This window comes from Vibrio sp. 1CM24A (assembly GCF_023161725.1).
In the GTDB taxonomy this organism is placed as follows: domain Bacteria; phylum Pseudomonadota; class Gammaproteobacteria; order Enterobacterales; family Vibrionaceae; genus Vibrio; species Vibrio coralliirubri.
Genome location: NZ_JALNTS010000005.1, coordinates 312608 through 334495, shown reverse-complemented (window position 1 = coordinate 334495; position 21888 = coordinate 312608). Strand labels below are relative to the sequence as shown.

Sequence of the window (21888 nt, the reverse complement as noted above, 5' to 3'; positions counted from 1 at the left end):
TATTATTAATATTATTAAATCTATGTCATTACCATACATTATTTGTGGTTTTGTGCGTGTGACCTCAAACAAGTTCCATTGATAATAACCATAAGGTATGAGTGGTCTTATCAGTATCGAAGAGAGGATTAAGCGGGAGAGGTTCTGCTGTAGAAGTAAGAAATAAGGAATTAGATTCAAGGTACAAAAAAGCCCCTATTGATTAGGGGCTTTGAACAAATATCATTGAGTCGCTTTCGAGCTTATAGCTCAGCTATCAAGGTTATTGCTCAGCTTCTTCAATAAGCTCTTGAACTGGAGATGCCGGTTTGTTTTGAGCAAAACCGCGCAGGCCAACAACATGCACGTGTTCGTGATCTTTAAAGACCTTACGAACCAGTTTGTAAGTTGTGCCTTTCTCTGGGCTGATGTTCTCTGGTGCTGCAATCAGAAGTTGCATACCTAAACGGTCACACAGTTCGAACAAGGTAGAGATAGATTTCGCATCCAGACGTGCGGCTTCATCAAGGAACAACAAACGACATGGGACAATGTCTTTACTACGAAGTCGACGAGATTCCTCTTCCCAGCTTTGAACAACCATCAGTAGGATAGACTGACCGGTACCGATCGCTTCACCCGTAGACAGTGCGCCAGACTCTGCTTGTAACCAACCGTCTGAACCACGGTTAACTTCAACACTTAGCTCTAGGTAGTTACGGTAATCGAGTAGCTCTTCACCCAGAACTTGCGGAGAACGTTGACCCATGTCGATATGCGGGTTCACACGTTGGAACAACTTCGCCATCGCTTCTGAGAAGGTAAAGCGCGTTGATTCAAACAAGTCTTTGTGCTGCTCTTGCTGAGTCGCTAGACCTGATAGCAAGATCTCGTGACTTTCACGAATCTTAACGTTCAGACGTACGCCCTTAACCTGACCAAAGTAGATGTTAGACAGCCCTTGGTTCAGCATTCGAATACGGTTCTGCTCGCGCTGAATCGTTTTCTTGATGATGCTTGCTACCGACTCAGAGCTGATCGCCAAGCGGTTTTCACGTTGAGTCAATTCTTCAGTTAGACGAGCTAGCTCAACTTCCATCTCTTCGATTGCTTCAACCGGATCATCCGTATGAATGATGTCTTGGCGAATACGCTCACGAAGGTGTTGGTAAACCGCAATGTAGAACAGAACCTTACGCTCTGGATGTGCGTTGTCTTCCGATAGACGCAGCGAGTCACGTAGGTCGTCATTGTCAGCCACAGCCAGGCGTAGCGCACCCAGTGATTTATCCGACATAGAGCGAAGCTCGCCCGCCGTTAGGTAAGCCAGTTCACGCTTGTGCAGACGACGTTCAACATCATTTTCACGAGCTAAGCGAAGTACTGAACACCAGCCTGCTTTTGCTGCAACAACGAAAGTACGAAGCTCGGTGTACTCTTTTTGAACTTTCTTAAGACGCTTAGCTAGGGCTTTCATCTCAAGTTCTGTTGACGTAATCGTACGCTCGTATTCACTCTTACGGCTGCGAGATGTATGTAGACGCTCTTGAAGCTCGTCACGACGACGTACAGCACGCTCTTCAGCGCCTTCGTCAGCATTTACGCCAAACTCTTGTAGCTCTTGTTTGAACTCTTGAACCGTTTCTTGCTTCGCTTGATGTGAGCTCTTCAGTGCCGCCAATACTTGGTTGTATTGGTTCATCTGTTCGCGAGCTTGCTTCAAACCATCGCGGCCTTTGGTTCTTGCTTGTTCAGCTTGAACCAGTTTCGCTTTTAATTGCTCGCTCAGTTCACTGCTCTTGTTAAGCAAATCAACAGAATCCGCGTAAGCAAAGTAGTGACGACGCTCAATCAGATCAGACAGTGCGAACACTTTGCCTTTTAGCGTTTGTAGAGCGCTGTCGGCTTGACGATACTCGGCCTCCAAAGCTTCGAACTGCTCTGGGTCAGCGTCTAGGGCAGATACGATTTGCTCTAGAGAAGTAAGCGATTTGCCGTGCGTATTCAAGTAAGACTTAGCTTCACTTAAACGCTCTAGTTGCGCTTCTAATTCAGCTAAGCGCTCAGCCAATGTTTCGTCTTCTAAAATACGAACCATAGGTGCTAATTTATCTAGCGCACCGAGTGCCTGCTTGCTTTGTAGAAGCTGGCTACGTTGCTGCTGCTCTTTAGAGTTAAGCTCAGCCAGAGAACGAACAATTTGATTACGCTTATCACGAATCGCAACAAGTGCTTGTTCTGGGTCTGCGTTAAACGCAACGTGCAGGTGCTTCGCAACAAAGCTGTTGAATGCTTGATATAGGCGATTCAGCTTTTGAGAGTCAAACGCTGCTTTCGCGTGGTTCTCAACAACAACGTCACGCTCTTCGCGCAATTTCTCTAGACGTTGTTCACGAGCCGCACGGCCAAACAGTGGGATCTCAGGGAAACGAGAGTAACGCATTTGGCGATCGTTCAGCTGAACACATACTGCGCCTTCAAGCTCATCGGCATTGAATGAACTGTCATCAAACGCGTCGACATCGCCTTCTAGGATGTAAAGGTCTTCTGGACAATCATCAAGATCCACCAGCTTCTCTTTAATACCATCAAGATCAGAAACCACAATTGCGTGACGAGCTGGGCCGTACATCGCACTGAAGTACGGCGCATCACCAATCGTGATGTCATCGTAGATCTCAGAAAGCAACACGCCACCAAGCGTATCCGCCAGACCTTTCAAACGAGGATCGTTAGAGCCACCTGGCGAAGCTAAACGCTCAATCTCTTGCTCAAGTTCAGCTCGGCGCGTTGCCAACTGATCTTTTGCTACCGCTTGAGATTTCTCATCTTCAAGCACTTGCTGCATTTGAGTCATTACTGCTTGGCTATCTTCTAGCTCAGCGTCGGTTTGATCTCTTAGTGCTTCAAGCGCATCGTTTGCCGTGATCCACGCAGGAGCAATGGACTCAAGTTTTTGAATCTCTTGATCGTGGTTTTGTTCTACACGACGTTGCTCACTCTTCGCTTCACGCAGCTCTTCTTGAGCGTACTCAAGAGACTCGATCTGCATAGCGTGACGTTCACGTTCTTCATCGAAAACCGCTTCGTCAGTCAGTGAGATGTTGTGTTGCTTTTGGTATTCAGTCGCAAGCTCTTTTGCTTGACGCTGCTGAGCCACATCACGAGCCATATCACGGTGCTGAGCACGCCACTGCTGTTCATTTTCAACAACGTGTTTTGCGTTACGACCTTTCTCTAACGCTTGTTTAGCGCTGCTAGACGCTTCTTTACGTTCAACGTCACCCACAATACTTTTAACAAGAGCGAGTGCTTTGTCGAACTGTGCAGAAGCAGCAGAAGACATGTCTAGTTTATGCTTCGTCGACAGTAGCGTTTGAGTGCTTGATTCTTCTTGTGCTTTTAGCTCTGAAACCAGAGTTAGTGCGCTTTCTGCCGTAATAGATTCATCACCAAGCAACTGCTTAGTTTTCTCTAATGCTTGAACCGCTTGCTGGTATTGAAGTGCACGAGTCTGCTGAACATCCAACGCTTGTTGGTAATCAGCAAGCTGAGTTTTCAGGCTATCCACTTCTTCTTCAGTGATGGTTGCCTGCTCTTCAGCAAGAAGTACTCGTTCTTGAGCTTCTTCAACCACCATAATCTGCTCTTCTAGACGCTCATTCAGCTCTTCTAGATCTTCGCTGTAGCGAGCAATTTTCTCTTGCTGACGAAGTGCCGTTTGAACTAATTGAAGATGATCCGAAGCTGCTTGATAATCTTGCTCTAGAGCCGATTCTTGATCAACAAGTAGTTCTAGTTCTTCTTGAACGCGATTCAACAAATTGTTTTGATCAAGCAAGGTTTCACGAGAACCAAACAGCTCACCACGGAACTTCATGGTTTGATCTAACTTGTTACGACGATCGTTTGCATGGCGCATATAATCTGCTGCCACGTAGTTCGTAGACTCAGTGATCAAGTGCTTGAACAAGTCACGATCCGACTGAGTCGTCTTGATTGCTTCTAGCGTCATGCGGTTTTCGCGTAGTGCTGATTCCATGTCTTGGAATGCTTTCTTCACACCGCCATTTTGCGGTAGAAGGTAATCACGCAGAGAGCGCGTAATCGCACTAGAGATACCACCGTAAAGCGATGCTTCGATCAGACGGTAGAACTTAGAACGGTCGCTGCTGTTACGCAGTTTCTTCGGTACCACACCGTATTCAAACATCTGCGAGTGGTAATCAACAATCGAAGAGAAGGCTTTGAAATGTGCGCCTTCGTATTGCGCTACCGCCGCTTTCACGTCATTCAACTGACATACACGTGCGTGGCTGTCTGAAACATTCTGAATCAATACATCCGTTGGTTTCACATGGCTTGGAAGGCCTTGGATAACGAACGGTTTGATGTCGACTTTCTTATCACGACCCGCGACTTGCTGCAGTTTTACTGCAAACAATAGGCGTTGGTTACGAGAGTTCACAACATCTAGCGCGGCATAACATGCGCCTGGCTGAAGCTTACCGTAAAGGCCTTTATCACGAGATGACTGCGAGCTACCCGCTTCCGTTGTGTTACGGAAATGCAGAAGGCTTTGGTCAGGGATCAGTGCTGTGATGAATGCCGCCATTGTGGTCGACTTACCTGCACCGTTACCGCCAGAAAGTGTTGTAACCAATCCATCAATATCAAAAGTACGCGCAAAGAAGCCGTTCCAGTTGACCATGGTTAATGATTGATACTTACCTCTTTCAATCATGCTTCACCTTCTACTTTTGTTTGTTTGCCATCGTTTGACTCAAGGTCAAAGTCAGCTTGATCGTTAAAAATGTCTTGTTGACCGTTTTCGTCTACGTCTGAAACGACTTCTGATACAGCTTCCGCTTGTTCTTCATTCAACAAGCTACCTTGGTTAGGCTCTTGGGTATGAACCACAGCTTCACCATCACGGATAAGACGTAATTGCGCTTCTTTCATATCGTCGCCAACACGAACGTCGGCGCCAAAACGGAATACCGCTTCGCTGATACGGAACTTGCCAGTTTCACCAATCGCAATCAACATGCCGATACGGCGTAAACGACGTAAAGAAGTGCGTACTTTTTCGAAGAGCTTTTCTTTATCTAAATCAGAACCAGACGCACGGTTGGTTGCTAGCTTCATGAGTTTTTTCTCATCCGCTAACGACATCAATTCATCAAACAGTTCTTGATTGGTGAAGATACCTTCATGAGCCAGACGTTCTGGGCTTAGGTATAAGAAACACAACACCTTACCAACCAACATGTCGAGCTCAGACAACACACTACGACCAATCAGAGACGTAGAACGCGGACGCAAGTAAAAGAAACCTTCCGGCGCTTTTACCAGTTCCGTATTGTAGCGTTGATAGAAATGCTGAAGCTCAACTTCAAAATCAGACAGCAACGCGTGGTTATCTAAATCTTCTGTTGAAACATGCTTACCTGAACGCAGCATGCTATCTAGCGCAGGGAACAGTGGGTTCGCTATCGCTTTTACCAGTTTCTCTGGCATGTAATCATCAGTACTTGTTAATGACATTTGCTTGTACCTTTGCACCGAAATCGTTGATTGCCTGCCAATCTGGCTGAATAGCCTGATAGTCAGACTCTGAGTAACCTAAGCGTACGGCTTGGTCGACAACAATTCTGGCTAAATCAAAATGGTGTGTGCGAGGGTGTGCAGCGAGGTAATCGCGTAACACAAGGCCAAGATCAATTGGCGCGCCTTGCTGTTTGTGAGCTTTTAACATCTCTGCAATTCGATCTGAAAGCAGGTCATTCACTTGCTCAAATTCTTCGTACTCTACGTCGATTGGTGCTTGTCCCATCACTTCGTCATCACGAAGCACGAGCGCTTCATCACGAAGATCCGTCAGCTTCTCAGCATCTGCGTAGGTCAAAAGCCAAGGCGCATCAAAGTAGTCGGTAACCGACTGACGCAAGCGTTGGCTAAAGGCACGGTTTTTATCCATATCAATCGCGGTACGAATAAACTTGTGAACATGGCGGTCGTAGCCGATCCATAAATCGATGGCTTGTTGGCCCCAACTGGTGATTCGGTCTAGCTTCATCTGCAAGCCGAACAGGGTTTCGCCAACGAACTCGAGTTCATCGTCACCGTAAACAATTTCTTGAATATCGAGGATCTGTGTTTGCAGTTCATCACCCGCCGCTTGCAAGGTGTCTTGCAATTCTTTCAGCGTGGAAGAGGTTTCTGAAAGCAAGGTTTCACAGTTGTTAATCGCCTCTCGCCAATCCTTGTTTAAAAGGTCGGCAATTTGCTGTTTAACGGTTTGCTGCTGCTCATCCATAACACGTTGGTTAAGATCAATCTGATCGAAAATTTCACCAACAGAATACTTGAGCACGCCGTAAACATTCTTTCTCCAATGCCCTGGAGTTCCGCCTTTTTGTGCAGCTTCAATGGCTTTTGCCATCTCGTCCGCAACCATAGAAAGCTGGATAGACAGTTTCAACTTAGAGAACTGACGGTGGCGTAAATAATAATCTGAAATACCAATCGCCAATGGTGATAAGCGATAAATACTCGCACCATCGGTGATTTCGCTGGTAAAGCGGCTAATCAACTTCTGTTTAACTAACTCGTTGATGGCATTGTTGGCACGAAACGCAGACGCTTCGCCAGTATCTTCAAACAGTCGAGTGACGATGGTAAATGCATCGTGCAGTTCACCCTCGCCCAACTCTTCATCGAACCTTTCATTGCTTAGTACTGCGATAGCAATCAAAAATGCTAAGCGCTCTGGTGGCAAGTTTAATGAAAAATCATGCTGCTTGACCCAGCCCACCAACTCATCAATTGGCTGCTCTTCGGCAGTTTGAGTCATTTCACTCATTGTGGTTCCTGTTACTGTTCTTCGTCATATCGAATGTAATAGATATGACGCCTATTTCTTTATGACGCGGGCTTGTTACGATTGCATAGCGCATGTTGTGGCTTCTTTTACCACATTCACCGCTGTTATTGCGCAGGTTTTTGAGCCCAAACGTGAATATAACGGCCTAGTGACAGATATGGCTCTTGGCGACATAGCTGTTTTTCCAGTTCCAATACATCTTCAAATTGGTAATCGCCCATGTACTCCATATTACCTATGTAGTCACTGAACGAGCGAATGCCTGATTTACCACAGATTTCTAGACCAGCGTCTTCTATCCATTGATAAACCTCTTCCGGCTTCAAGCCTTTTTGTGGTTGCAGCTTAAACCGTTTTCGATGTGGCATCCCATTCAATACATGAGGAATGTTGCCACAAATCACATTTTTCAGGACTAATCCGTGGTGGTTATAAAACATTATCGAGGCAACGCCACCCGGTTTAACTTGTTCAAGCAATAAATCAAGCGCCTCTTTAGGATCGGCTAACCATTCCATTACGGCATGAAACATCACAAAATCGACTTTCTCATCGAGATGTTCTGCGACTTTTTGTACCGGTGAATGAATAAATCGATATTGCTCTAGCAAACCCGCTTCGCTGATACTTTCTTCTGCGAGCTTCAGCATTTCAGAAGAGAGATCACACAGAGAAACGTTATGCCCAAGCGACGCAATTTTTTGCGACATCTGCGCAAGGCCGCCTCCAGCATCAAGCACATGCAGTGGCGAAGCTGATTGCTCAAACTTGCTCAAAGCTTGTTCTAAATCTTCCCATACGATGATCTGACGGATCTCTCCTTTGTCAGAGCCGTAAATATTTTTTGCAAATTTGTGGGCAATATCGTCGAAATTACGGTCTTCAGTCACGGCTACTTGAGTTATTATGTCCTATCGTGCCTGCTATTCTGTCACAGGAATTTCAGGAATAAAGAGGCGATGTCTCTTTTTACTACTAAGTGATGTTTTTTCGGACTATTCGGATATGTTTGAGCTGAAAAAAGTAGTGTCTTCGCTATTGATGCCACTGCCAGCAATGTTAATTCTCGCTTTTCTGGGTTTAGCCCTAGTGATGTTTACTACCAAAAGGAAGACTGGTTGCCTAATCACCCTTTCAGCCCTATGTGGTATTTTCCTAATCGCTTTCCAACCAGTTTCTAGTCAACTTCTAATGCCAATGGAAAGGCAACACACCGCATTTTTACCTGTCGATGAAACCGTCGATTACGTGATGGTTCTCGGAAGTGGTCACGTCGTAGACGACCAAATTCCACCGACATCAGAGCTTAGCCGCACCGGCCTGATGCGTTTAAGTGAAGGAATTCGTATTCTACGCCTTTACCCTGGTGCAAAACTGATATTGTCTGGCTATGGCGCAGGCACTGAAGTAAGTAACGCAAGAATGATGGCTAAAGTGGCATTAGCACTTGGCGTAGCAAAGCCCGACATCATTCTGCTTGAAACCGCAAAAGACACTTGGGAAGAAGCCCGCCAAGCAGCTGCGTTCGTTAAGAATAAAAAAATGGTACTGGTCACTTCAGCGAGCCATATGACTCGCGCACTGAACGAATTCAATGCTGCAGGAATGAAACCACTGCCGGCACCAACTAACTACCTTGCACAAGAAGGTATTGTTGAGCCTTGGAATAAGTACATGCCAAAAGCTCTTTACCTTGAGCAGACTGAGCGTTACTGGCACGAAACCATGGGATTGGTTTGGCAAAGCCTGCGTGATTGGTTAGATACAAGCAATGACATTGTTGAAGAGCCGGTTATTCCAGAAGCTTCCAGCTTAGTTGAAGATGACGGTGAAGTTTCTGCGGCTCAGCCTCAGTAAGCCCATTGAATCTTTAAACTCATACTGAGCAGACTGAGTCGGCAAGTAATTTTAGGTTCTCTGTTCGTTAACAATGAACGCTAAGCAATAAAAAAGCCGAGACATCAATGATGTCTCGGCTTTTTACGTTTAAATGTCGTTGTTAATTAATCACTCCCGAAGGAAATCAATCACCAGCGAACATGTAACCTTCACCGTGAACCGTCACAAAGATTTGTGGGTTCTTAGGATCGAACTCCATTTTTGCACGCATACGACGAATCAGCACGTCGATAGTACGGTCATTAGGCGCGTCCACTCGGTGACTGATCATATTCAGAATACGTTCGCGGCTTAATACTTGGTTAGGGTAAGAAGACAACGCCACTAGCAGTTCGTATTCTGCTTTGGTCAGTTTCACCGGTTCGCCGTTTTTGCTTAACGCACGACGAGGGATATCAAATGTCCACTCACCAAAACGAACCACAGACTCATCTGATGTTTCTTCTACAGCGCCCGCTGCTGTTTTACGAGCAGCAGAGATACGCCAAAGTAGGTTTTTAACTCGAACTAATAACTCGCGAAGTTCGAAGGGTTTAGTAACGTAATCGTCAGCGCCCATTTCAAGGCCAACGATCTTGTCGATGCTATCCGTGCGTCCAGTAACTAAAATAATTCCAATGTCTGATTGACTGCGTAATTCGCGAGTTAGCATCAATCCATCTTCGCCTGGTAAGTTGATGTCCAGCATAATGAGGTCAACGTTGTTTTCTTCTAACACGTTTCTCATTTGAGCGCCGCTTTCTGCTTCGCTCACTGTATAACCCTCGTTCTGGAAGTATCCAACCAGTTTACTGCGGGTTACCACATCATCTTCTACGACTAATACGTGATAGCTCATCTACACCACTTTTCTTATTTAATAGTTTCAGTGACTATTCTATTCATAACTAGTAACAATTCTAGTGGTACAGAAGATAAAAGCCAGAAACATGGATTTTTTTTGATACAAGACAATCTTAAACCTTGCTATTTATCGTCCATCGCAATTCAATATAGGCATTACTACTAACGAGTAACTTTGCGTTTCGCAAATAACCTTGTTATTCAGCCTTGGTGTGCTTATGCCCAAGTGACTTCAAGATGCATATAAGCAACATCACAAGACTAAGTCAGGATCTAACAAATGAAAGATACGAAAGCGTTCAACGAGCAAAGAGCAGAAATATACTGGTGGCTATCAAGCTTATTTGCCAAAGAGCTCACTCAAGAAGAACTCGATCACTACCACTCTGTTGAAATTCGTTCTTTCCTAACTGGTTTAGGCGAAAATGAGAAACTAAAGCCAGCGATTGATAAGTTAGTGGATGCGCTGAACCGTCTACAAACACGTGAAGATGCTCAGCTAGAACTGTCTGCAGACTTTTGCGACCTTTTCTTAAAGACAGATAAGCACGGTGCTCTTCCTTACGCTTCTATGTATATCGGCGAAACTGGCCTCTTGAATGATAAGCCAGCAAAAGATATGGAAGAGATCATGGCTAAGCACAACTTAGTTGTGAACCAAGATCTAAAAGAGCCTGCAGACCACATTGCTATTGAACTCGACTTCCTTGGTAACTTGATCATTCGTTCAAACGAAACAGATATTGAAGAAGAGCTAGAGAATTCATTTGCCGTTCAACAGCAGTTTATCGAACAACAATTGCTGACTTGGGTACCAAAGTTCAACGTGAAATGTCATGACGTTGATGAATTCGGTTTCTACGCTAGTGTCTCATCTTTGCTACTCGCATTCTGTCAATTAGACACTCAATATTTAGCTGGTGAATAGCTTATTGGATGACTAGGTAAATAAATTCAGTAGAATGTGACAATTCACCCGGATTTCTGGGTGAATTTTATTGCGAGTAATTTCTAGTCAGTCTAAAATTGTGACCGCAAACGATAAAATATGAAACATTCACGAAATGCTATGCTTATTAAAGTTCAGAGCATTTCGGTGTTAAGACAAGCCGCTCAATAGCGGTTTTTTGTTTTTTAGCACTTTAGTACCCAAAGAGCCCTACAAATTTAAGCTCTTAGTTAGGTAGCTTAACGGCTACTTTATTCCGTACTTTGGGAAAGTAGCTTCTAATAGGATAAAACCATGGCCACTATAAAAGATGTCGCTCGCTTAGCCGGCGTATCAACAACAACCGTTTCTCACGTAATCAATAAAACTCGCTTTGTTGCAGAAGCAACTCAAGAAAAAGTAAACAAAGCCGTAGATGAACTGAACTATGCACCAAGTGCTGTTGCTCGTAGTTTGAAGTGTAATACAACACGTACTATCGGCATGCTAGTGACTCAATCAACTAACCTATTCTTCTCTGAAGTTATCGATGGTGTTGAAAGCTACTGCTACCGTCAAGGTTACACTTTGATCCTGTGTAATACGGGCGGTATCTATGAGAAGCAACGTGACTATATTCGAATGCTTGCAGAGAAACGTGTAGATGGCATCTTAGTTATGTGTTCTGACCTAACTGAAGAACTAAGAGAGATGTTAGACCGTCACGCTGACATCCCTAAAGTTATCATGGACTGGGGCCCAGAGAGCTCTCAGGCTGATAAGATCATCGATAACTCTGAAGAAGGTGGCTACCTAGCGACCAAATACCTTATTGAACGCGGTCACTCTAAGATTGCATGTTTAAGTGGCCACTTAGACAAAGCAGCATGTGTTGAACGTATTGCCGGTTACAAGCGCGCACTTAACGAAGCAAAGATTTCTGCTGATGAAAATATGATCATCGAAGGCAACTTCGAGTGCGATACGGCAGTTCTTGCTGCAGAACAAATCGTTGAGATGGAAGATCGTCCAACAGCGGTATTCTGCTTTAACGACACAATGGCACTCGGCTTAATGAGCCGCCTGCAAGAAAAAGGTATTCGCATTCCAGAAGATATCTCAGTGATCGGTTACGACAATATCGAACTGGCAGAATACTTCTCTCCGCCGCTAACGACCGTTCACCAACCAAAACGTCGTGTTGGTAAAAATGCATTCGAAATTCTATTAGAGCGCATCAAAGACAAAGACCACGAAAAACGCGTCTTCGAAATGCACCCTGAAATAGTTGAACGAAGTACAGTTAAAACGTTAAATTAATTGATAATTCGAGTTTAATTTCATCAAGCGCACCTTTAGGTGCGCTTTTTTTATCAGCAACTATAATGAACCCAGATGCACAACAGAAAGATCATTAATTGAAGCAATATCACATTTTGAAATATCAGCTGTGAGCTTCATTCAACAAAAACTTTATTCTATTCAATCAGTCACGCACAGGGCAAACCACTCGAAAGAGTGAGACGCAAAGCTTCCGGCCTAAACCACTCGTTGGTATGGTAGCGGGGTTACCGATGGCAAAATGCAGTAACTACTAATAATTTGGTAATTTACGGCTTATTGACAATTTAATTGCAACATTTTGCTAATCTCTCGGACCTGCTTATTTGGTGGCGTAGTTCAAATACACCGAGATAAATAACATGGATAAACCGATACTAAAGGACTCGATGAAGTTATTTGAGTCCCTAGGAAAAATAAAATCACGCTCAATGTTTGGTGGCTTCGGTCTTTTTGCTGATGACACTATGTTTGCTCTGGTTGTAAATGACCAGTTGCACATACGCGCAGACAAAGGCACAACGAAACAATTCGAACAACAAGGGTTTCAACCGTACGTCTACAAAAAACGTGGTTTCCCTGTTGTTACTAAATATTTCGCTTTACCTGAAGGCCTCTGGCAAGATCAAGAGAAAATCTTGCAGCTTGCAACCACGTCTCTAGGTTTTGCTAAAGAAGAAAAAGCTGAGCAGTCTTCTGCTAAGCCGACCCGACTCAAAGATCTGCCTAATCTTCGACTCGCTACCGAGCGTATGTTGAAAAAGGCAGGGATCGATTCTGTAGAACGTTTATATGAATCTGGCTCTGTAAACGCATTTAACGCCATCAAAGAATCGCATGCGTCTTCTGTCAGTATTGAACTACTTTGGGCGCTAGAAGGCGCGATCAATGGTACACATTGGTCTGTTATACCGCAGCAGCGTCGCGAAGAGCTTATCAATCGCGTCAATTAACATTGTCAGTGCAATCTATATACATAACTAAGCCGCATTTACTGCGGCTTTTTTTATGTCGACAAGACTAGTCTTATGTATAGCTGGACCACTGTGATCAAAAAGATGGACGGTAATAGTATTTGTAATCCACTTTAACCATCGGAATGAAGTTAATTTCTCCAGAGGAATCCATTATTTCTTTTACTTTGATGGTACCGTTTTTGATTTCAAACGAGCGTACATCTACTTTTTCAGAGGCTTGCGGTAAGATTTTGCTCAATTCATATGAGCGCTTACTGTTTATATCCATCCAGATTTTTTTTCCAGATTCGTAAGCCTGTGATTGGCTCGCCACTACATCGCCTTTAAATACTTTAGACTCAACAGCCGCACGGTGATAGACGCCCGATCCCATGGCTTGGAAAGAGAATAGGCCCGTTGTAGCAATAACCGTAATCATTGATAATAATTTCATAGCTAGCTCCTTAGTTGTCTGCCTGAATAATTATCTAAAACAATCTTCATGCCACGATTGTTACGTATATAGAACGAGCCAAGACCAAAACTCTTTCAAATTTTTGTCACTTTTTACGTGGTACAAATTATCGCTATTAAAATAATGCATACAAAACAAGTCGCTAGCAGAGAGTCACAACCTTCTAATCAACGAATCTTTTTCCACCTCTATTTCGCCAATACTTGTCGGCAAGATAAGATTAAGCAATTAGGCTAGCTGTTTACCCCAAATCCATCGTCTAGAATAAATAGTTTTTTATTAACTGGTGAAAGTTAATCTATGTTTTGCCTGTCTATCTATACTATCGGTATGCATTGAAAATTTAGAGGAAGTATCAATGAGTAAGAAAATGATATTGGGTATTGTGTTGGTCGTGACCATCGTGTTGTTAGGCATCAATTTCGGCCAATACTTAACGCTTGAAAATGCTAAGGCCCAACAAGCTGTGTTAAATGACTACATTGACAGCAACTTTATTGCGGCTGCCGCTATCTATTTTGTCGCGTATGTCATGATTACGGCTTTCTCCATTCCTGGTGCCGCGGTTGTGACCCTATTAGGGGCCGCGCTATTTGGCTTCTGGAATAGCTTGCTGCTGGTATCTTTCGCAAGTGCGATCGGTGCGACCTTAGCCTTCTTAAGTAGCCGTTACCTGTTGCGTGACTGGATTCAAACCAAATTTGGTGACAAATTGGCGACGATTAACAAGGGGGTTGAAAAAGACGGCGCGTTTTACCTGTTTTCTCTGCGTCTGATTCCTGTATTCCCATTTTTCCTTATCAACCTATTGATGGGTCTGACACCGATGTCAGTGAGTCGTTACTACATTACGAGTCAAATTGGGATGTTACCGGGGACGGCTGTTTTTTTGAATGCTGGTACTCAGCTCGCAGAAATTGATTCCCTTTCGGGCATCGTCTCCCCTTCAGTACTATTGTCATTTGCGTTATTGGGGATATTCCCAATAGTGGCTAAATGGTTGATGGGTAAGTTTCGCTCAGCGCCCGTAGCTGAATAATTTATAATAGCTAAGTAACTCAGATAGCCGAATAAGGTTCTATTTCAATGAAAATCTTCAGTGCATCGAATCCGACAGAAGCTCATATCATCTGTGGATTGTTAGAAAGCGAGAATATTGCCTGTGAAGTCCGTGGTGAGGGATTGTTTGGATTGAAAGGGGAAATCCCATTCACTGAAGAAACTGACCCTTACGTATGGTTATATGAGCCAGAATTGGCCAGTAAAGCTCGCATGCTCGTAAATGACTACCAAAAGCAGCAAGATTCGATCATCTATGAAGAGTGGCGTTGTGGTGAGTGTCATGAAGTCAACGAAGCGCAATTCGGCTCTTGCTGGCAGTGCGGTGCTGCCTCACCTGAATAGCAAGGTTTCAGTGATCTGATAGAACGATTCGGTCAGATACCTCCTCCAAATAAAAACGGGAAGCTAAAGTTAGCTTCCCGTTTTTATTTCAATTCGATTAAATCATCATCTTTGATTTCACGCCTAGAAAATCACTGAATTTGTTTTTGAATAAACGCAATCGAACGCTGATTAAACTCTTCAGGGTTTTCCACGTTACATACGTGTCCACAATTCGGGATTTCTACTAGCTCGCTCGACTCATGCGCTGCGACCATTTCTTTTACAGGCTTAATAAACATGTAGTCACGTTCACCCATCAAATAAAGAGTCGGTATTGGTAGCTCTCTATCTTTAAAATATTTCATCAAGGGGTTTACATCAGCCGTTAAGATAAACCAGCGCTTAAACTCTTTTTGACACAGCTTTTTAGCTTCGCGGATAAACAGGTGACGCGATTCTTTCTGACTCTTTTGTGGCATCACAACATAAGCAAAAAGGCTGTATAACCACATGTAAGGAATGATGTGCTTGCTGAGGTTACCCAACTTGATTAACACTTGAGAGCGAGTGTTTAGCTTGGTGACAGCTCCACCCAGTACCATTGAACGTACACGGCCAGCCGCTAGTTCCGCAACGTTACGCACTATAATCGTGCCCAAAGACATGCCAACGAAATGTGCAGAACGGATTTTAAGATGGTCTAACACTTTAAGAATATCAAGCGTCACCGATTTGAACGTATAGCGATTCGAAATCAGCCCTTTAAGTATATTGTCTGATTTACCGTGCCCTCTCAGATCAATGAGAAGTAAGTTGAAATGCTGTTTATACGCTTTGATCTGCTTGAACCAGATGGAGGAACTGCCTCCTGCGCCATGCACAAATACAACCCACTCATCGCTCGTAGGGTGAGTAAATGTTTTATGAAATAGTAAACTCTCAGACATACCTATCGCTTTAATTATTGGAATGGAGCTATGCCTCATCACGAGGCGATGACTAAAGATATCACGCTATTAAGAACTTTAAGTGATAATAGTGTCAAACCTATCATTAGTCATGTGAATACCTACCTCACCTTTTCTACCTGACTAAAATGAGTTTGCAAGCTTTGTCTTCGTAAACGTGATGTGCTCTGACCAGGAAACAAAAAGGCACTCTACAATTAGAGCGCCTTCATTTATTACGAGCGGTTGTTGCTCGCCAGCTAATTTCAAAGCTAAATCAACAGGTTAAAATGCTGAATGGTACATAGCTAGGTATTCTTTAGCCGCATCTTCCCAACTAAAATCTTGCTGCATCGCATAAAGCTGAACACGCTTAATTTCAGATGGGTTTTGTGCGTAAAGCAGTAATGAACGATGTAACACAGCCAATAACGCTTGCGGTGTTGGCTCTTCAAAAGCAAACCCAGTCGCGACTTCAGGATCCTGATCGTAATCATTCACACTGTCTTTTAAACCTCCCACAGAACGAACAATCGGCAAAGTACCGTAAGCCATGCTGTAGATTTGGTTTAAGCCACACGGTTCAAATTCCGAAGGCATCAAGAAGAAATCAGAGCCCGCTTCAACCAAGTGCGCAAGTTCATTATTGTACGCTTCCACGAACGAGAACTTATCTGAGTGAAGGGCTGATAGCTCTTTCAATTGACTCGCCAAAACCGGATCGCCAGTACCGACAATCACGATCTGAAGATCATTTTTCAAAAACTGTTCGATGATAGGCAGTAAGTAATGAACACCTTTTTGATTCGTCAAGCGACAAACCATGCCATAAACCGCGCAATCGGCAACGGGTAAACCTACGTCTTGTTGCAGTTTTTGCTTACAAGCTGATTTTCCGCGAGCCATGCTGTGCTTGGTCGCTTTGTATTTACGAGGTAGGAAAGCATCAGTTTCCGGATTCCAAGCCCCGTAATCACACCCATTCAAAATGCCGAACAGATCAGCCGATCTGTGTTGGAATTCTGCAGCCATACCGTGGCTACCTAATTCCGTTTTCAACTCTTCTGCATAGGTAGGACTTACTGCGTTCACTTTATCCGCACACATAACTCCAGCTCTTAGCATAGTGACATGAGTGTCACTCACTGAAGCTTCAGGCGCATGGTAACTGTGCATCTCTGGCAGGAATTGAAGTTCATCGTATGCGAACACACCTTTGAAAACCGCATTGTGAATCGAGATAACACTGCGCGTATTTTCAAAGAAATCGTGTTGTTGATAACGCGATTTAAGCAAGAAAGGAACGAAACCAGTATGCCAGTCATTTGCATGAATGATATCCGGTTGAAAACCAAGCTTAGGAAGCATATCAAGACAGGCTGCACTAAAGAACGAGAAGCGCTCTCCGTTATCAGCATAAGCTTGATTGTTTTCTGCGTACATTTCCGGGCGGTCGAAATACTTGGCACATTCAATACCAAAAACTGGAACGCCTTCTACGCTCAGTTTTTTAACTTGATAAGCCGTGTGAGGCCAATGATCGAGTTCAGTCGATAAAATAACTTCTGCTGAATCAATGTTTGGAATGTTTCTATATGCGGGGATAGTCACTCGAACGTCCTGTTCGAGTGTTTGCAACGCTTTCGGCAGTGCCTTGGCTACATCAGCCAAGCCACCACTTTTAATCAAGCCTTCAACTTCAGACGCTACAAAAAGTACCGAGAGAGTCTTAGTAACCAACTCGTGCTCCTTTAGAAATCACTACAACACCATCGTCAGATACGTGGTAATGCTTTTTGTCTTCTGTCAGATTCACACCAATCTGTGTACCCGGTGCGATGTCTGCATCTTTATCAATGATAACGCGGCGCAAGATACAACCCTCACCCACTTTTACGTCACCGAGTAAGATACTTTCGCTAATATCACACGCTGATGCGATATTGCTGCGGAAGCCCAATACACTTTTTTCAATACGCGAACCACGTACATAACTACCGCTACACACAAGGCTATCAATGATCTGAATTCGACCATTTGCCGAATCAGTAAACGTAGCTGGTGGTAGTGGCGGGTAATAAGTGTGTAGAGGCCATTTACGGTTATATAGCGAGAATGGCGCATCTTTCTTTAGAAGGTCCATGTGCGCTTGCCAGTACGCGTCAATCGTACCTACATCGCGCCAGTAAACTTCTTCTTTCTCACCAGTAATACGGTTGGTGCTGAAATCATAAACAAACACATCACCACGTGGGAACATGTTTGGAATAATGTCTTTGCCGAAATCGTGTGTCGAACCTTCTCTATCAGCATCTTCCGTTAGTTCAGCAAAAAGCTCTTTCGCTTCGAACACGTAGTTGCCCATTGAAACAAGCGCTGATTCTGGATCGCCCGGGATCGACTTCGGATTTGCAGGTTTCTCTTCAAAGCCAATCATACGGCCGTCAGCATCAACCTCAATAACACCGAATTCTGATGCTTCAGCAAGCGGCATGCGCAATGCTGATACTGTTAGAGCCGCTTTCTTCTCTTTATGGAAATCAAGCATCTGTTTGATGTCCATCTTATAGATATGGTCTGAACCAAAAATACATACTTGATCAGGTTCTTCCAACTCCATAAAGCCCATGTTTTGGTAGATAGCATCTGCTGTGCCTTCATACCAACGCTTTCCTTTACGCATTTGCGCAGGAATTGGGTCGATAAAACGGTCTGTTATGCCACTGATATTCCAGCCTTTTTTCATATGGTGGAACAGTGACTGTGACTTAAATTGTGTTAATACGTAGATCTTCATTAGATCAGCATTAACGAAGTTGTTCAAAGCGAAATCAATTAAGCGGTAACTACCACCGAAAGGAACCGAGGGTTTGCTGCGAGATTCAGTTAAAGGTCTTAAGCGAGAGCCTTCACCACCAGCAAGAATCATTCCCAATACACCAGCCATTTTATTCTCCATATATCTATAGCTTGTCGATGTTAGTACTCGTAGAGGTATCTTCCTCTGGGGGATGAGCACCAACACTTATTTCGGTATTTAGCGAATATCCATTCACATATAGTGACAATATCCTAAGCCAAACGTTGTTATGTGTGCACTATTCTTTGCACTTGGTTTTATATACGTTATCGACTTTTCGGCCGAATTCAATTTTTAATACGCCATTCTGTGGTACGTAAGCTGATTGCTTTCCTAAGACTTAAAGCAGCTCACACTACACCGTCCAGACGAAACATTACATTAACACCCGACACACATCAGGTATACAACTAAACGCTGATCTGTGAGTTACAATATTTTAATTAAGTTACATTCTCGTTAAAGTTGCATAAGAGGATATGATTAATTGCCGCCATTAATTTCGCGGTGTGAATTTAATAAATTCCCGCCGACGAAACACTAAGTCAACAAGTTGCATGATTAGTCATATTGAGATCAAAAAAAAAGCAGCCATTAGGCTGCTTTTTCATCAATAACGTTCAGTTACTTCTCTTTAGGCTTTTTACGCTTATCCGTAACTTCCCACTTACCATCGATGTACAACGCAGTCCAACCGGACGGTTTTCCATCTACTTCAGTACGAACGTAGTTTTCTTTAGTCTTACGACTAAAACGAACCACTGTCGGCTTACCATCAGGGTCAGCAACTGGCGCTGATGCTAGGTATTGGAACTTAGGTGAGATACGGTCTTTAAAACGAACCAACTCTTCCACTAATGGTGCACGTGTTTCACGTGATTTAGGGAAGTTGCTCGCAGCCATAAATAGACCAGAAGCACCATCACGAAGAACAAAGTACGCGTCTGAATTTTCACATGGAAGTTCAGGGAAATGTACCGGGTCTTCTTTCGGTGGCGCAACTTCGCCATTTTTCAGAATCTTACGAGTGTTCTTACAATCGTCATTGGTACAATCCATGTATTTACCAAAACGACCGTTTTTCAGAACCATGTCAGAGCCACATTTGTCACACTCAACAAGTGGACCATCGTAGCCTTTCACTTTAAATTCGCCGTGCTCAACCACATAACCTTCACAGTTCGGGTTGTTACCACATACGTGCATCTTACGCTTATCATCGATTAGATAAGCATCCATTGCCGTTTCACAAATAGGACAACGCTTTTTAGCTCGAAGTGCCGCTGTTTCAACGTCTTCTTCAAGCACGTTGATAATGCCTTCTTCATCACCAAGGTTGATTGTTGTCTTACAACGCTCTTTTGGTGGAAGTGCATAGCCAGAACAACCAAGGAATACGCCTGTCGAAGCAGTACGAATACCCATTTTACGGCTACAAGTCGGACACTCAATATCGGTTTCCACGATATGATTTGGCTTCATGCCACCAGCGTCTTCGTCTAAATCTGCTTTTTCCAAATCGCCAGTAAAGTCTTCGAAGAAGTTATCTAGCACGCCTTTCCAGCTTGCTTCGCCTTCTGCGATTTGGTCCAACTTCTGCTCCATACGAGCAGTGAAGTCGTAGTTCATTAGGTCGTTGAAACTGCCGTCTAGACGGTCAGTAACAATTTCACCCATCTTCTCAGCATAGAAACGACGCTGTTCAACTTTTACATAACCACGATCTTGAATCGTCGAGATGATTGATGCGTATGTTGAAGGACGACCAATACCACGCTTCTCAAGCTCTTTAACTAGCGCCGCTTCAGTGAAACGAGCCGGTGGCTTAGTGAAGTGCTGTTTAGGGTCTAGCGCGATCAGATCAAGCTTATCGCCGATCTGTACTGCTGGAAGGATCGTATCTTCGTTCTTACCCATTGGACGCTGAACACGAGTCCAACCATCAAATTTAAGGATACGACCTTTCGCTTTTAACGTGTACTCATCTGCTTTAACGCTTACTGTCGTTGAATCGTATTGAGCTGGCGTCATTTGACACGCTACGAATTGATTCCAAATTAGCGAGTAAAGCTTGTGTGCGTCTGCGTCTACGCCGTTTAGGTCTTCCGACTTAACATCTACACTTGAAGGACGAATCGCTTCGTGGGCCTCTTGAGCGCCCTCTTTGCTGCCGTATACAAGTGCTTTAGGTGGAAGATATTGCGCGCCGTACTCAGAACCAATGTATTCACGAGCGGCTTCTACAGCTTCTGAACTCAAGTTAGTAGAGTCAGTACGCATATAAGTAATGTAACCCGCTTCATACAAGCGTTGAGCCAGCATCATGGTTTTCTTTACGCCATAACCAAGACGGGTACTCGCAGCTTGTTGCAGCGTCGACGTGATGTAAGGTGCAGACGGCTTACTCTTGGTTGGGCGGTCTTCACGTTTACATACTTCGTATTGCGCTTTTTCTAAAACGCTAACAGCAGCTTGTGTTTGCGCTTCATTTTCAGGTTTAAACGCAACACCGTCTTTCTGCGCTACTTGCAGTCTAAAATCGGTTTTCTCTGCTGTTTTAGTATCAGCATGCACATCCCAGAACTCTTCAGGGATAAAGGCGTTGATCTCGCGCTCACGCTCTACCAGTAGTTTTACCGCTACTGATTGAACACGGCCAGCGGATAGGCCTCGTGCTACTTTTTTCCAAAGCAGAGGTGACACCATAAAGCCAACAACACGGTCCATAAAACGTCGTGCTTGTTGAGCGTTTACGCCATCGATGTTTAGCTCGCCTGGTGTTTCGAAAGCTTGTTGAATAGCATTCTTGGTGATTTCGTTAAAAACCACTCGCTTGTATCGCGTTTCATCGCCGCCGATGATCTCACGAAGGTGCCATGCGATAGCTTCTCCTTCGCGGTCCAAATCGGTTGCGAGATAAACATGGTCTGCGTTCTCAGCAAGTTTTTGCAATTCAGCAACGACTTTTTCTTTACCAGGTAGGATTTGGTAGTTCGCTTCCCACTCTTTATACGGGTTAATACCCATCTTTTTGATAAGAGCTTTGCGATCTTTTTCTTTTTTGATACGAGCTTTATCTTCTGGGCTCATACCCTTGGTTGAAACTGCAGCAGCCTTTTGACCAGTACTTTGACCCGCCGTTGGTAAATCACGAACGTGACCTACACTCGACTTAACGACAAAGTCTTTGCCAAGATATTTATTGATAGTTTTAGCCTTGGCTGGCGACTCCACTATAACGAGCGATTTACCCATATTGACTCTAACGTCCTTAATCACGATGCTTCAGCACCAACAATTTAGCTTGTGGGCTTTTACGCATGATATTCTAAATTCATTGCTTCTTTTTTTACTATTGTGCGAGATTACTAGAAGATCAACCGCTTTT

Annotated in this window: 16 protein-coding genes and 1 riboswitch; of the genes, 6 read left to right on the top strand and 10 right to left on the bottom strand. The window is 44.0% G+C overall.

Features of this window, described 5'->3' with window-relative positions:
* Positions 1-262: 262 nt before the first annotated feature.
* From mukB to cmoM, 4 genes are all read right to left on the bottom strand, one after another.
* Positions 263-4723 (bottom strand): chromosome partition protein MukB, encoded by a 4461-nt coding sequence (gene mukB / locus MSG38_RS13465; RefSeq protein WP_086969482.1) that lies wholly within the window; start codon positions 4721-4723, stop codon positions 263-265.
* Positions 4720-5526, bottom strand: coding sequence for a chromosome partition protein MukE (gene mukE, locus MSG38_RS13460; protein WP_086969480.1), 807 nt, complete (start codon positions 5524-5526; stop codon positions 4720-4722). The genes mukB and mukE overlap by 4 nt, the downstream gene beginning before the upstream one ends.
* A complete protein-coding gene (mukF, locus tag MSG38_RS13455) occupies positions 5507-6844 on the bottom strand; it encodes a chromosome partition protein MukF (protein ID WP_017055049.1) in 1338 nt (445 codons plus the stop codon). Before mukF ends, mukE begins: the two co-directional genes overlap by 20 nt.
* Positions 6845-6969: 125 nt before the next feature.
* On the bottom strand, positions 6970-7755 hold the full coding sequence (gene cmoM, locus MSG38_RS13450) for a tRNA uridine 5-oxyacetic acid(34) methyltransferase CmoM (protein ID WP_017063509.1): 786 nt from the start codon (positions 7753-7755) through the stop codon (positions 6970-6972).
* Positions 7756-7870: 115 nt separating this feature from the next.
* On the opposite strand from cmoM, the gene elyC reads away from it, so the two are divergent.
* Entirely contained in the window at positions 7871-8722 is an 852-nt protein-coding gene (gene elyC / locus MSG38_RS13445; RefSeq protein WP_086969478.1) for an envelope biogenesis factor ElyC, read from the top strand.
* Between the two features lie 166 nt (positions 8723-8888).
* Here the strand turns inward: elyC and torR are convergent, their stop codons facing one another.
* Positions 8889-9602: a two-component system response regulator TorR gene (gene torR, locus MSG38_RS13440; RefSeq protein WP_017067841.1), complete on the bottom strand. Its 714-nt coding sequence runs from the start codon at positions 9600-9602 to the stop codon at positions 8889-8891.
* Positions 9603-9887: 285 nt separating this feature from the next.
* Between torR and torD the strand changes: the two genes are divergently transcribed.
* The 3 genes from torD (at position 9888) to MSG38_RS13425 (ending at position 12829) form a co-directional block, all read left to right on the top strand.
* Positions 9888-10535 (top strand): molecular chaperone TorD, encoded by a 648-nt coding sequence (gene torD, locus MSG38_RS13435; protein WP_086969476.1) that lies wholly within the window; start codon positions 9888-9890, stop codon positions 10533-10535.
* A 315-nt stretch (positions 10536-10850) separates the two neighbouring features.
* Entirely contained in the window at positions 10851-11855 is a 1005-nt protein-coding gene (gene purR, locus MSG38_RS13430) for an HTH-type transcriptional repressor PurR (protein ID WP_017062096.1), read from the top strand.
* A 170-nt stretch (positions 11856-12025) separates the two neighbouring features.
* A riboswitch (cyclic di-GMP riboswitch) is annotated at positions 12026-12111 on the top strand.
* Positions 12112-12238: 127 nt separating this feature from the next.
* The gene (locus MSG38_RS13425) at positions 12239-12829 is read left to right on the top strand and encodes a TfoX/Sxy family DNA transformation protein (protein WP_019820997.1); all 591 of its coding nucleotides are present in this window, start codon (positions 12239-12241) and stop codon (positions 12827-12829) included.
* A 97-nt stretch (positions 12830-12926) separates the two neighbouring features.
* On the opposite strand, the gene MSG38_RS13420 is transcribed toward MSG38_RS13425, so the two are convergent.
* A complete protein-coding gene (locus MSG38_RS13420; RefSeq protein ID WP_017067843.1) occupies positions 12927-13286 on the bottom strand; it encodes a DUF3316 domain-containing protein in 360 nt (119 codons plus the stop codon).
* A gap of 379 nt (positions 13287-13665) precedes the next feature.
* Between MSG38_RS13420 and MSG38_RS13415 the strand changes: the two genes are divergently transcribed.
* A complete protein-coding gene (locus MSG38_RS13415; RefSeq protein ID WP_017072239.1) occupies positions 13666-14346 on the top strand; it encodes a TVP38/TMEM64 family protein in 681 nt (226 codons plus the stop codon).
* Positions 14347-14393: 47 nt separating this feature from the next.
* Positions 14394-14711: a DUF2007 domain-containing protein gene (locus MSG38_RS13410; RefSeq protein ID WP_017062099.1), complete on the top strand. Its 318-nt coding sequence runs from the start codon at positions 14394-14396 to the stop codon at positions 14709-14711.
* A gap of 131 nt (positions 14712-14842) precedes the next feature.
* Here MSG38_RS13410 and MSG38_RS13405 read toward each other — a convergent pair whose 3' ends face one another.
* From MSG38_RS13405 to topA, 4 genes are all read right to left on the bottom strand, one after another.
* Positions 14843-15640, bottom strand: coding sequence for an alpha/beta hydrolase (locus tag MSG38_RS13405; RefSeq protein WP_017062100.1), 798 nt, complete (start codon positions 15638-15640; stop codon positions 14843-14845).
* Positions 15641-15925: 285 nt separating this feature from the next.
* A complete protein-coding gene (gene glgA, locus MSG38_RS13400) occupies positions 15926-17380 on the bottom strand; it encodes a glycogen synthase GlgA (protein ID WP_086969474.1) in 1455 nt (484 codons plus the stop codon).
* Positions 17370-18599, bottom strand: a complete 1230-nt coding sequence (glgC, locus tag MSG38_RS13395) for a glucose-1-phosphate adenylyltransferase (RefSeq protein ID WP_080582251.1) — start codon at positions 18597-18599, stop codon at positions 17370-17372. The genes glgA and glgC overlap by 11 nt, the downstream gene beginning before the upstream one ends.
* Positions 18600-19124: 525 nt before the next feature.
* On the bottom strand, positions 19125-21755 hold the full coding sequence (gene topA / locus MSG38_RS13390) for a type I DNA topoisomerase (RefSeq protein ID WP_048612738.1): 2631 nt from the start codon (positions 21753-21755) through the stop codon (positions 19125-19127).
* Positions 21756-21888 lie beyond the last annotated feature (133 nt).

Coding starts and splice junctions, on each gene's coding strand:
- topA (WP_048612738.1), bottom strand. CDS start 21,755: ATGGGTAAATCGCTCGTTATAGTGGAGTCGCCAGCCAAGGCTAAAACT.
- torR (WP_017067841.1), bottom strand. CDS start 9,602: ATGAGCTATCACGTATTAGTCGTAGAAGATGATGTGGTAACCCGCAGT.
- torD (WP_086969476.1), top strand. CDS start 9,888: ATGAAAGATACGAAAGCGTTCAACGAGCAAAGAGCAGAAATATACTGG.
- elyC (WP_086969478.1), top strand. CDS start 7,871: ATGTTTGAGCTGAAAAAAGTAGTGTCTTCGCTATTGATGCCACTGCCA.
- purR (WP_017062096.1), top strand. CDS start 10,851: ATGGCCACTATAAAAGATGTCGCTCGCTTAGCCGGCGTATCAACAACA.
- glgC (WP_080582251.1), bottom strand. CDS start 18,599: ATGGAGAATAAAATGGCTGGTGTATTGGGAATGATTCTTGCTGGTGGT.
- MSG38_RS13425 (WP_019820997.1), top strand. CDS start 12,239: ATGGATAAACCGATACTAAAGGACTCGATGAAGTTATTTGAGTCCCTA.
- mukB (WP_086969482.1), bottom strand. CDS start 4,723: ATGATTGAAAGAGGTAAGTATCAATCATTAACCATGGTCAACTGGAAC.
- mukF (WP_017055049.1), bottom strand. CDS start 6,844: ATGAGTGAAATGACTCAAACTGCCGAAGAGCAGCCAATTGATGAGTTG.
- mukE (WP_086969480.1), bottom strand. CDS start 5,526: ATGTCATTAACAAGTACTGATGATTACATGCCAGAGAAACTGGTAAAA.
- MSG38_RS13420 (WP_017067843.1), bottom strand. CDS start 13,286: ATGAAATTATTATCAATGATTACGGTTATTGCTACAACGGGCCTATTC.
- MSG38_RS13410 (WP_017062099.1), top strand. CDS start 14,394: ATGAAAATCTTCAGTGCATCGAATCCGACAGAAGCTCATATCATCTGT.
- MSG38_RS13415 (WP_017072239.1), top strand. CDS start 13,666: ATGAGTAAGAAAATGATATTGGGTATTGTGTTGGTCGTGACCATCGTG.
- MSG38_RS13405 (WP_017062100.1), bottom strand. CDS start 15,640: ATGTCTGAGAGTTTACTATTTCATAAAACATTTACTCACCCTACGAGC.